The organism is Vibrio sp. 10N.222.52.B12, assembly GCF_002875385.1.
GTDB lineage: Bacteria > Pseudomonadota > Gammaproteobacteria > Enterobacterales > Vibrionaceae > Vibrio > Vibrio jasicida.
On sequence record NZ_MDAW01000107.1, the window covers coordinates 18,311 to 29,882 of the forward strand.

Sequence of the window (11,572 nt, forward strand, 5' to 3'; positions counted from 1 at the left end):
AAATTGATTCAGAGGAAGGAAGCGATGGGTTTAGTTGTTGGGGGGCCTTTATTGATTTGGCTATTTTGCGCGCTATTGTCTATCAGAGCGGGGTTTGTGTTGTTTGCAGGGCACCATTTTTCGAGTGTTCTGATTGCTATAGCGTTAGCGGTGGGTGTGACAGCTTCTATTATTTTCTACAACTGGTATTCGATTGCGAAAAGGGAGGAGGTTTACTTTTTCTCCCTTTCAATGGAATTGTTGTGTCGACCCGCATTGATTATGCTGGCGGTTATCGCGATAGGACTGTATTTCTTCGGCGGAGGGTTATTGCTCAATAGTCACATCAAAATGTTCGTCTTTGTTGCACTGTTTTCATGTTCGGTAGCAAGTATCACGAGTTTGTTGGCTGCCGAAAAAGTTATTGATGTATACCAGATCAAGCAAACTTATTAGATATGATTAAGAAGCTATCGCTTTTGCTTCCAGCTCTTTTGCACCGCGCAGCATCGCTTCAATCAATTCCCCAGCGTTGAATTTCTCTAATGCCTCGTGAGCGCCAACTTGGTGAGCTCGATCAACACAAATCTCGCTTGATAGAGACGTGTGAAGAATGCGGTAAGAGTTATTCAGCGCAGAATCATTTTGAATTTCAAACGCAAGTTCATAACCATCCAGCCCTGGCATTTCAATGTCACTCACTAAAAGGTCAATTGGACGGTTCGCTTCTGCATCTCGCTTCATCAAGTCAAGTGCGTCTGAGCCGTTTTTACAGATTTGATACGGGATGTTGATGCGGTCTAGCGCGTCGCTCAATTGCTTACGAGCGATAGAAGAGTCGTCCACCAAAAGGATATTCAAGGCTTTCAAACGCTCGCGCTCGATGTCTGTAAGCATTGGAATCTTGGTATTCTCGTATTGCGGGTAGATCTTCGATAGTAGAAGTTCCACATCCAACATTTGTACGATCTTCTCTTCATAGCGAGTAATACCCGTTACAAAGATATTATGACCCGCACTTGATGGCGGTGTTTCGATAGATTTCCAATCACATTCAATGATTTTCTCGATACTTCGCACCATAAATGCCACCACAGTACGTAGGCAATCGGTTACGATCAAATAGCAATTCTTGTATTCTTCCTCTTGGATAGGACGGAATCCAATTGCTGCCGCCATATCGATGACTGGCACCGTCAAATTACGAATTGTCACAGTGCCAATTACATGATGGTGCGAATAGGGAATTTTGGTGGTCGGCATGTAAGGTACAATTTCACGGACTTTAAGTGTGCCAATTGCGAAGTTCTGTTGCAGGGTGAGTTTAAACACCAACATACCTTGAGACTGGTTCGCTTTACTCGCGACTTTTGCCATGAAAATAACCTTATCAATATCACTGATTTATGTAACTAATCTAATCTTATAAGGCGACCGCTTCAACCATAGAGCGTGGAAAAGTGAGCTTTTTAGGAAATAGAGCAAGTTAAGTGAGAAATCGAGCAGAAGAACGAATAAGTTTTCATCAATTTGTAAGGTGGTGGTTGTCATCTTTAGATGAAGATAGTGTCTGAGTAACAGAAATAATTGGCGATGATGGGACGTTTCGGTAAACTTGCGCCATCAGAACATTGAGAGACAGACATATGGCAAATACTGCAGCTGCTTTGCACATCCTTGTAAAGCATAAAGAGCAAGCTGAAGACATTATCCAGCAACTGAAAAAAGGCGCGAAGTTTCAGGCTTTGGCAAAGAAATATTCAACTTGCCCATCTGGTAAACGTGGTGGCGACCTAGGTGAGTTTCGCCGTGGTCAAATGGTGCCACAGTTCGACAAAGTTTGTTTTTCTGGTGAGGTTCTTACTCCACACCTAGTCAAAACCAAATTCGGTTGGCACGTTGTTAAGGTGTTATACCGTACTTAAAAAGTAGCGCGTTTATCGCGCTATTTTTGTATGTAGCGTTCTTTATTTGTGCTCCTCTCATCATCTTTTCGAGTCTTTCTCTCCTTTCCTGTCAATTTATAAACCGCACCAACTGTGACGTGAACGGCAGTTTCGCTTTCTTAAATATTTGTTACATATCGAATTATTGCCCCATGTTCAGATTCTTACTGAGAAAAGGCGTAATAGTGAGAGTAGGCGCGATCAGATTCGTTTATCTGCAAAATGCTTATAAAACATGTGTTTAAATCGGTATCCTTGCGATCTTTGTTTTGGCTTGGGCGTTTGAATACTTTTAAACGGACGTTTAAACCTTAACTGGAGATAAGCTACGCCTTGTTTTTCCTCCTAGCAGAAATGCGAAAGGGGTGAGGGAGGCTCGCCAATAGTTCTTATAATTTTGCCTATTGGATTCGCTCACGATGAATTCGAGTAACAATGGGTGAGCGAACGCGACTAGGAGATAGACATGAGTGGCTTACAGAAAACACAATTAACAGGTGCAAATGTTATCTTGCACGCTTTTGATTGGAAGTATGCTGACATTGCCCAACGCGCAGCAGAGATCAGCGAGCTAGGTTACGGCTCGGTATTGGTTTCTCCGCCGATGAAAAGCGCACAAGACGAACGCTGGTGGCAGCGTTACCAACCTCAAGATTATCGTGTTATCGACAATGCGCTCGGTAATACCACAGATTTTAAAAACATGGTTGAAGCACTCGACCATGTGGGCGTATTGGTTTACGCCGATGTCGTCTTTAATCACATGGCGAACGAAGCCCATTTACGCTCGGATTTACAATATCCACGCCAAGCCGTGATGGACGATTACCAGCAAAATGCTAGCAAGTATCAAGATCTGATTCTATTCGGTGACTTGTCAGAACCGTTGTTTGATGAGAATGACTTCGTTGAAGCTTTTGGCATTAAAGATTGGAAAGACAAGTGGGAAGTTCAAAATGGTCGAATCTCGGGCGGTCCAGCCGATCCTGGGTTGCCGACTTTACGTGTGTGCAAGCATGTTGTTGAGCAGCAACGTACTTACCTGAAAGCGCTTAAGGCTTTAGGCGTGAAAGGTTTCCGTATTGATGCCGCAAAGCACATGACTCTTGAGCATTTAAAGCAAGTGTGGACTGATGACATTACTCAAGACGTTCATATCTTTGGTGAAATCATCACAGATGGTGGCGCGACAGAAGAAGAATATGAATTGTTCCTTGAACCGTACTTAAAAGAAACGCGTTTGGGGGCCTACGACTTCCCGTTGTTCTCAACCATTTTTAAGGCATTTTCGAAGAAAGGCAGTTTTAAATCTTTGATCGACCCGTACTGTTTTGGTCAGGCTTTATCTAACCGTCGAGCTATTACTTTCGCGATTACTCATGATATTCCAAACAATGATGTGTTCTTGGATTTAGTCATGGATGAAGAGAACGAATGGCTAGCGTATGCCTACATTCTGGGACGCGATGGTGGTGTTCCGCTTATCTACACGGATTTGGATACCAGTGGTATCAAGGGCGTGGATGGCAAACCAAGATGGCAAAATGCGTGGAAGGACGCGCGTATGGCAAAGATGGTGGCATTCCATAATCTTGTTCATGGCGAACCAATGACGGTACTGGAAGGTAACGACGATATGTTGGTACTTCAGCGCGGCGAGAAGGGCATCTTGGTACTCAACAAATCTGCGCGAGCGCAATCACTCAAGCTTAGCTTCACTAATGCGCTGGTAGATATGATGACTGACGAAGATGTGCCGTGTGGTGAAGAGATCAAAGTCGCTGCCAAATCAGCGATGTTGCTTGTGGAGAGATAATGTTGCTCGGAGTGATAAAGTGTGAGTGTTAAAAAGCGCCGAGTACATCGGCGCTATTTTGATAGGTGTTACTGCCCAGACACTTTCAATTTCTATTGTCTAGACTATTTCGCTAAGTGCTGACCCATCACGCCATTGCTTTTTTCTAAGCGAGATGAAATGTCACCAAATAGATCCGGTAAGTCGGCTTTGATGGTGTAGTTATGACCATCGTTTAACTTGTTAAAATCCACTGAGTACTGCGTGTAGCTGTCGTCATACTGGTAACGTACGTTCATCACTTTTTGGTCTAAGTTGTACACCAAACCGTAAAGAGTAGCATAGCCGTGCATTTCTCCGTTGACTGGGCGGTTTGCAGCATCCAATGGGATTTTGTAGGTCACACTGTCGAGTTTCGCAATGCCATTGGTGTAGCTGCTAGGCTCTTTAAGCTGGTCCTTCATGTAGCTGTTCCAGATAAAGCGTTGAGCAGAATTAATGTTGCCCGGGATCGGGAACTCACCATTCACATCACTCTTCGCTTTTGGTTGCGTTTCTTGCCAGTTTTTCAAGTGTTGCGCGTACTCTGGGCTGTTAGTCATCACGTCATATTGTTTGCCATGATGAACTTGCCAAGCGCCGTCGATGTATTCCAACACAGCAGAGTCACCACTTGCGTCTTCTAATGAATAATGTCCCTTCATTTCGATGCCATTGTGGCTGAACTGTTGGATTTGGATTGAATCTAGATGCTTCAATGCTTCATCAACGGATGCAAAGCTATCAATCAAATAGGCGACAAAGCGCGAGTTTTCGATTTGTTGTTTGCCAGCTTGTGGTGCGCCTGGGTTTTCTTCATCCAAGAACAATGCATTTGCCGCAAAGCCTTTCTCATTGAAGCCATCAATGATGCCTACGCCGTAAATACTTACACCGATAGAAGCGTATTTTGATGTCCACGTAAGTGCATCGCCTTTATCGTAGCCGCGGTAAGTTTGGCCTGCGTGACGAACATCGATAGTTGGCTGATTGGCTTCCATCCAGTCCATAGTACGAGAGACAAATACACCGTGGTCTTGAGTCTCCCAAACCAAACGTGAACACGCATTTGCTGCGGTAGAGATGCTGCCAACGGCCATTGCAACTGATGCTGCTAGAAGTACTTTTTTGCTAAAACCTTTCATTGAATTACCCTCGTAACGTTTCAATACTGGGTCATTATTACGTTTAATGTTCACCATGTAATCTCAGTTATGTTGCAAACTTTGCAACAAAGGAATTTCGATTGAGCTAAAATAAACGGGTTTATTGTTTGAGGATCTTCTAATGCCCAGAGCCAGTTTTGACCAACTTACTGCATTTGTCGCCGTCGCAGAGCATAGCTCATTTAGCCAAGCCGCAAGGGTAATCGGGAAAGATAGAGCGACGCTTCACCACCAAGTCAGTGATCTCGAAATTGATTGGGATGTTATTTTGTTTGAACGCAAAGGAAGAACGCCAGTCTTGACAGAAATAGGAGCGACGTTACTTACCCAAGCCAAGCACATTCTTTACCAGATGCAGTCTTTAGAGCTTTCCTGCGACAGCTACTCGCAAGGGGATGTTCCGGAGATAACGATTTGCCACGACATGTCGGTCCCGTGTGATGCCATTGCAGACATCGACCTATCTTTGCGCAAGAAATACAAGGATACAGCAATTCATTGGTTGCACCGTAGTCGAGATGAAGCATTAGACATGCTGATGACGAAACAGGCGGATTTCGCAGTGGTACTTAACAGCGGCAAAGCATTCCCAACCGAAGGAATGTCATTTATTAACTTGGGCTATCCTAAGTTTACCTTTTACGCCCATAAGCAAAGCCTAATAGCACAGAAAGCCGTTGTGACTTTGCAAGATCTTGCGTCACACCATCAATACATCTCTGAGAATTTCAGCACGAGTGCGCTAGGCAACCAGCAGATTATGTCACCCAACATCTCTCGCATCAGCAACATCGATGTATTGATGCGATTACTGAAAAATGATGGCTTTGCCTTGCTTCCTCATCACTTAGTGCAAGCTCATGATGAGAAAGGCGAATTCGTTCCTTTGAACATTGATTTTATGGCTAACGAAGGTCGTGCAGGTTACGTGTTACTAAAGCGAGGTAATACGCTAAGTTCAGTGCACCAAAAGCTGGTGGCATTGGTGACCGAATGGTTTGATAAACAAGCTTAAAACTCTAAAGCTCATATACTTGATTCGTACTAGATTAAGAAAGTACCAACCTTAATGAAATGTCACCATCATCGAGGATACCATCCTCTTGAAATCCGAACGCACGATAAAGCTTACCTGCCTGCTGATTGGAGGGTTTATGCATCGTGAGTAAGGTTTTCCCGCCGAGTTGTTTCACTTCTTCAACTAACAAGTTGAGTACTTGCTTTCCATATCCTTTGTTCTGGTGATCTTTGTCGATCATAAAGCGGAACAGCCAGTAAATTGAGTAATCAAGCGGCTCGTCTTCATGGCAAAACGTAAGCAAACCGATCACCGTCTCTTGCTCATAAATCACTTTCAATCGGTAGTCGGTTTCAAAGCGTGACTGAGCAATCGTAATCGCGTTGGAGGCAAGGTTTTCTTCTTGTTCTGGGTGAAGATTGAGGCGAATACAATCTAGATAGTTTTCTTTGGTGAGTTCTCTTAGTGAGATCATAAAAATGAGCTTCCTTCTTCCTTAAAGCAGAAGAAGTAAAGCTTACTATTCAGCAAGATAGCAAATGAGAGAGCTGACGAAGAGATAAAGCTGTGATTGAGTTCATGGATAGGCGACTCAATGACGAGCCGCCAAGATATCGGTATTCATTGTGAGGTGGGCATTCAGCGAGGGATTAACATTTATCGCAAGAAGCACCGTTTTGGTTGCAATCTTTCATACGACCTTGTTTGTCGAACGAGAAACTGCAACATTCTTCAAATAGCTTTTTCAATTCGACACGTCCTCTTTGTACGCGCGATTTGAGGGTTGAGTAGCTGATACCTTGCTCTTCGGCCAACTTCTTCTGGCTCATGCCTTCAAGCTCTATAGAAGAGAGCAGCTGCGATTGCTCATCTGGTAATGCTTGCACAAACGGCGCAATGCACTTTGACAGTTCTTGTTTCAGGTTTGATTCTTGCTCTTCAAACCAAAGATCGTCAGCAACGAGGTCATTATCACGCTGATTTCGAGCACGTTTACGGTAGAAATCGATGATGGCGTTATTAGCGATTTGGAAGAGCCAAGATTTGACGCTAGATACATCACGAATATCCGCAAGGTTTTGATAAGTCTTAAGTAAGATCTCTTGTTTTAAGTCGTCTACATCATCTTCATTGCTGACTTTAGAGCGCAAAAACGCATGAATAGCGTGTTCGTATTCGCTCCAAATCGATTCGAGGTTAGCAGTTTTCATTGATGCAACACTCGTCACGCAAGAAGCCAATAACCGTATCTAAGCATTCATACTCAGCAACACAATACAAAGTACGACCTTCACGACGCTGACTAATTAAGCCTGCTGAGGCTAGGCTCGAAATGTGATGAGAAAGGGTTGAGGCTGGAATACCAAGTTTATCTTGTACGCCACCAACCGCGATTCCTTCATAGCCTGCTTTGACCACCTCTTTATAGATACATAAACGGGTAGGGTGTCCTAGCTCTTTGAGCGCTTTTGCTACAGCTTCGAGTTCCATACTGACCTCTTGGAATGACAGACGATAAATACATTTCGATGATAGTGAAAGTGTGGGTGAATAGCAAACAAGAAAAATTACCTAGTTAATTACTTGATTATTAAGACTTTAAATTATATTTCGATATTTATCGAAATATAATGATTGACGCGTCGATTTTTAATTCTATAATTCGAGAAAAATAGAAATGAAGAGTTCAGCTTCATTAGGAAATTTACAGTTACTGATGTGACATCAGTAGGAGAATCAATATGAATCCAGAAATCATGACCATGGCTAAGGAAGCGCTTGATATGTTTGCGTTTTTAGCAACCGAACTTATCATCCTATTCCTAGCGATTAGCTACATCGTGGGTGTGTTGCAAGATTTTCTAACGCCAGAAAAAATTCAATCTATCCTGAGCTCAAAAAAGGGTAAAGGTTACTTCATTGCTGCGCTATTAGGTTCGATTACGCCTTTCTGTTCGTGTTCTACCATTCCTTTCTTGAAAGGTCTATTGCGTGCAAGAGCAGGTTTCGGACCTATGATGGTGTTCTTATTTGCCAGTCCACTGCTTAACCCAGTGATCATTGGTTTGTTTGTAGTGACCTTTGGTTGGAAAGTAGCGGTATTCTACTTTGCTATCGCGATGACAGTGTCGGTGGTTGCAGGCTATGTTCTTGAAAAGCTGGGTTTCGAACGTTACGTAAAACCAGAAGCATACGAAGCAGCAGGCACCTCTTCATGTGGTACATCTTGCGGTGACTCAAGCAAGAAAAAAGAACAAGCAAAACCAGCATCAAGCTGTGGTGCTAGCACTTGTGGCGAACCTGCACCAGTTGCAGCAAAAACATCATGCTGTAGTGAACCAACGCCTGTGGTAGCGAAAACATCTTGTTGTGGTGATAGCGCGCCAAAAGCAGAGCCTAAAGTAGAAGTGTCTTGCTGCTCATCAGACGGCAGTGCAACAGCGACAATCGTGGAAGAAAAAGAGCCTAGCCGCTGGGTACGTATTTGGCACTCAACTTGGAAAGACTTCAAACAAGTATTCCCTTACCTAATGATGGGTATTGCGATTGGTTCATTCATCTACGGTTTCATCCCAACGGATCTTATTGCGGAGTACGCAGGTGAAGCGAAGTGGTACGCGATTCCAGTAGCAGCAATTATTGGTATTCCATTGTACATCCGTGCAGAGGCAGTTATTCCACTAAGTGCGGCGCTAGTACAAAAAGGTATGGCACTGGGTTCAGTAATGGCACTTATCATTGGTAGCGCAGGCGCAAGTCTTACAGAAGTGATTTTGTTGAAATCAATCTTTAAGAACCAAATGATTGCAGCCTTCCTATTCGTTATCTTAACGATGGCAATGGGCGCAGGTTACCTATACACCTTCATCTTTGCTTAATTAAATAAACTGAAAAACAAAAATCCCCAAGTTTCGGCTTGGGGATTTTTTCTCGTTACTCAGACGTATCCGATGTCTCTTCAAATTTTTCAACTGCTTTGGCTTGTTCATCAGCTTTCTTAAGCTCTGGTGTTGACCCACCTTGCTTTTTGCATTCTGATTCTGTCAGCCAACCGATAAAGTTCATGTCGGAATCTAAACACACTAATTTCGGCGTAAACGCATTAGCACCAAACGATATGAAAAAGGATAAAACAAGTAAATGAAACCTAGCCATTATAGAAAGTTATGTTGTGATATTAGTGGAGCTGTTTATATCAGTGTAATGGCATATGGTTTCTTGATTAATGTCATCTAAATAGATGCTTTGTTTGGTCTTGTTTAATCCAATTCTCATATTCTGAGAAATCGCACCTTTGATACCTTAACATCTCTAATTCCATGACATCAGAGGTTTAAGAGAATACAGAAAGAGCCTACTTCAGCGCACTGAACTAAACTCTCTTAGTAATAAAAGTATTTTTAGGTTTGAGACGATTGATTACAAAGTGACGAAGACGAGCTCTTCTGATCCTGCGGTTCGTGCTTGATCAGTAGAGGTCTTTTCAGATTGTTCAGTTAAATCGTCAGGGCTAGTGCCATTGAGAGCCAAGCACTCTTTGTCAGTAAACCATCCTATAAACGTTGAATTTTGATCGAGGCACACTTCTTTAGGTGTGAATGCTAAAGATTGAAAAGAAATAATTGTTACAAGTGACGTTAAAAAAAGTTTGTACATGACTAATATGCTCAACCATTTGCTTATTGATATATAAGAAGGTGTTTTTATGTGATTTTTGTTCACACTTTTGTGAGCGGAATGATAGTTCTTTGTCATTTTACTGTTAATGGTACGGTATGTGCCTTGTTTTATTTATCGTTCACCAAGCACTTCAAACTCATCGTACGTTAGGCGAGACAAACCATCTTCTTGAATTTCCCATAACTCTTTGTGTACGACACCAAACGCCTTGTTCATCGTCCAATCTGAAGAAAGAATGTAGCCATTTTCGCTGTCTTGTTCCCACTTAGTGTTGGTGTAGTCCACGCTGTTAAAACCTTGGTCCATGATGTTTTGCCAGAATGCTTGGATCGCTTCGCGCCCTTCAAAAGTGCCAAATGGCTTAGCTACCATAATGCAGTCTTCTGCGTATTGTGCTGCACAGCCCGCAGCGTCTTGATTGTTGAAAGCGATTTGCCATGCTGAGATGCCTGCTTGAGCGCGTTCTAAAACTGATTGAGTCATCCTGAATATCCTGTGATTGGTGTTTGTTTATGGAGTAATCATAGGGTTAGAATTGAGATAGAAAAACAAAGTAATAAGAATTGAATGTTCTGTAACAAAGAACAATAAGGAAGGGCGATGAATAAACTGCGTTTGATGTCTCTGTTCGTTCATATTGTCGAGTGTGGTTCAATCTCCAAAGCTGCGGATAAGTTAGAGCTTTCTAAGTCAGTGTTGAGCTCTGCTTTGAAGCAACTCGAACTAGAGCTGGATACTTGCTTACTCAAACGTACGACCAGGAAGCAAACTCTGACCTCGACAGGTGAGCGCTTTTACGAGCAGTGCGCGCAAATGACAAAACAAGCAGAAGCAGCGTGGTTAGAAGCTACAGAGTTAAAACAAGTGCCAACGGGAAGGCTTACCGTCACTGCGCCACATGCACTAATGCGCTCGATAGTGTTGCCTGCTTTAACGAGTGCTTTTGCTGCTCACTCTGATGTGCAGTTAAATTTGATCAGTGATGATAAGCATGTGGATATTGTTCAGCAGGATATCGATCTTGCCATACGAGTAGGGGCTTCTGGCGATTCAAACATTAAGCAGCGCAAAGTAGGGCAGTTTTGTGACGTCTTGTGTCGTGCGAAAGGAGTGCATACTGATTTTGAAAGTGCGCCTTATATTGCTCAACATTGGCAGCTTGAACCTGTGGTCCATGTGTTTGCCTCCAAGGAGCCGGAACATCAAATTCAATATCCAGTGAAGCACCGAGCGAATACCGTTTTTGATGTGGCCAGTCTTTTAGAAATGGGGTTAGGCGTTGGGATTTTGCCTGATTTTATGTTGGAGTCGAACTCGTTTCTTGAACCGGTTCCCGGTGCGAAAGCGTCAAAGGTGAACCCAATTTATGTATTGCATCCCTACCAAGCTCATGTGCCGATGGCAGTGACATTAGCAATAAAGGCGATTGAATCGCGCATTGATGAAGTAATTTTATGTAAAATCTGACGGTTATCGGGGCGAACACTCAGAGTAGGTTTGGAATTAAAATTGATGAATGTTTATTCAGGATCAATCTTCATTATTATTTCACCCCACGTTCAAAATACCTCGTCTTCACTGTTTGATGAGTTGTCAGTTGGCAAACCAAGGAGGCAGCCATGATTGCAGTTCATCGAGAGTATTGTTTATCGAATAGCCCAGATTTACACGCCCATGTTGAAGTCAATCCCGTCGGTAAATTGGAAGTTGAAATTGTCGAGCTTCAAGAACGCCACACCACCGAGTTTGATGATCTTTCTTTTGAAAGTAGTGGCGCTCAAACTTGTATTTGCGGGAAAGAAGACACCATCTCGTGGCAGTTCAACTTAGCGAAAACCAACGCATTAGAACTGTCGCATTTAGTTGATGAAGCGAATGAAGAGTATGAGACATTGATGAGTGATCTGATGTAGGTAATTATTCTCCCTTTCTCGCATTAAAAAACCTC

At 43.0% G+C, this 11,572-nt stretch carries 14 protein-coding genes; 7 read left to right on the plus strand and 7 right to left on the minus strand.

The annotated features are described in order from the left end of the window. Positions 1–24: 24 nt before the first annotated feature. Entirely contained in the window at positions 25–435 is a 411-nt protein-coding gene (locus BCT11_RS08440) for a hypothetical protein (protein ID WP_102387957.1), read from the plus strand. 6 nt (positions 436–441) lie between these two features. Here BCT11_RS08440 and BCT11_RS08445 read toward each other — a convergent pair whose 3' ends face one another. Then, positions 442–1,356: a chemotaxis protein gene (locus BCT11_RS08445; RefSeq protein WP_102387959.1), complete on the minus strand. Its 915-nt coding sequence runs from the start codon at positions 1,354–1,356 to the stop codon at positions 442–444. Positions 1,357–1,625: 269 nt separating this feature from the next. Here BCT11_RS08445 and ppiC point away from each other — a divergent pair, with 269 nt between their 5' ends. Next, complete coding sequence (gene ppiC, locus BCT11_RS08450) at positions 1,626–1,904, plus strand: peptidylprolyl isomerase PpiC (RefSeq protein WP_039975020.1); 279 nt, start codon at positions 1,626–1,628, stop codon at positions 1,902–1,904. Positions 1,905–2,391: 487 nt separating this feature from the next. After that, positions 2,392–3,741: an alpha-amylase family protein gene (locus BCT11_RS08455; RefSeq protein ID WP_102387961.1), complete on the plus strand. Its 1,350-nt coding sequence runs from the start codon at positions 2,392–2,394 to the stop codon at positions 3,739–3,741. Between the two features lie 104 nt (positions 3,742–3,845). On the opposite strand, the gene BCT11_RS08460 is transcribed toward BCT11_RS08455, so the two are convergent. Beyond that, positions 3,846–4,961, minus strand: coding sequence for a linear amide C-N hydrolase (locus BCT11_RS08460; protein ID WP_102387963.1), 1,116 nt, complete (start codon positions 4,959–4,961; stop codon positions 3,846–3,848). An 85-nt stretch (positions 4,962–5,046) separates the two neighbouring features. Between BCT11_RS08460 and BCT11_RS08465 the strand changes: the two genes are divergently transcribed. Beyond that, positions 5,047–5,940, plus strand: a complete 894-nt coding sequence (locus BCT11_RS08465) for a LysR family transcriptional regulator (RefSeq protein WP_102387964.1) — start codon at positions 5,047–5,049, stop codon at positions 5,938–5,940. Positions 5,941–5,974: 34 nt separating this feature from the next. On the opposite strand, the gene BCT11_RS08470 is transcribed toward BCT11_RS08465, so the two are convergent. The 3 genes from BCT11_RS08470 to BCT11_RS08480 all read right to left on the minus strand — a co-directional run bounded on the left by BCT11_RS08470 (position 5,975) and on the right by BCT11_RS08480 (position 7,434). Continuing rightward, entirely contained in the window at positions 5,975–6,418 is a 444-nt protein-coding gene (locus BCT11_RS08470) for a GNAT family N-acetyltransferase (RefSeq protein ID WP_102387965.1), read from the minus strand. 175 nt (positions 6,419–6,593) lie between these two features. Next, the gene (sigZ, locus tag BCT11_RS08475) at positions 6,594–7,154 is read right to left on the minus strand and encodes an RNA polymerase sigma factor SigZ (RefSeq protein WP_042604925.1); all 561 of its coding nucleotides are present in this window, start codon (positions 7,152–7,154) and stop codon (positions 6,594–6,596) included. Next, the gene (locus BCT11_RS08480) at positions 7,141–7,434 is read right to left on the minus strand and encodes a metalloregulator ArsR/SmtB family transcription factor (protein WP_005433559.1); all 294 of its coding nucleotides are present in this window, start codon (positions 7,432–7,434) and stop codon (positions 7,141–7,143) included. The genes sigZ and BCT11_RS08480 overlap by 14 nt, the downstream gene beginning before the upstream one ends. Positions 7,435–7,685: 251 nt before the next feature. On the opposite strand from BCT11_RS08480, the gene BCT11_RS08485 reads away from it, so the two are divergent. Further along, a complete protein-coding gene (locus BCT11_RS08485; RefSeq protein ID WP_102387966.1) occupies positions 7,686–8,822 on the plus strand; it encodes a permease in 1,137 nt (378 codons plus the stop codon). Positions 8,823–8,877: 55 nt separating this feature from the next. On the opposite strand, the gene BCT11_RS28515 is transcribed toward BCT11_RS08485, so the two are convergent. Next, on the minus strand, positions 8,878–9,009 hold the full coding sequence (locus BCT11_RS28515) for a hypothetical protein (RefSeq protein WP_258071164.1): 132 nt from the start codon (positions 9,007–9,009) through the stop codon (positions 8,878–8,880). Positions 9,010–9,735: 726 nt separating this feature from the next. Further along, positions 9,736–10,107 carry a nuclear transport factor 2 family protein gene (locus tag BCT11_RS08495; protein WP_039975012.1) on the minus strand — a complete coding sequence of 124 codons (372 nt, stop codon included), beginning with the start codon at positions 10,105–10,107 and terminating at the stop codon, positions 9,736–9,738. A 117-nt stretch (positions 10,108–10,224) separates the two neighbouring features. On the opposite strand from BCT11_RS08495, the gene BCT11_RS08500 reads away from it, so the two are divergent. After that, complete coding sequence (locus BCT11_RS08500) at positions 10,225–11,091, plus strand: LysR family transcriptional regulator (RefSeq protein ID WP_102387967.1); 867 nt, start codon at positions 10,225–10,227, stop codon at positions 11,089–11,091. A gap of 152 nt (positions 11,092–11,243) precedes the next feature. Beyond that, the gene (locus tag BCT11_RS08505; RefSeq protein ID WP_102387968.1) at positions 11,244–11,537 is read left to right on the plus strand and encodes a hypothetical protein; all 294 of its coding nucleotides are present in this window, start codon (positions 11,244–11,246) and stop codon (positions 11,535–11,537) included. Positions 11,538–11,572: the final 35 nt, after the last annotated feature.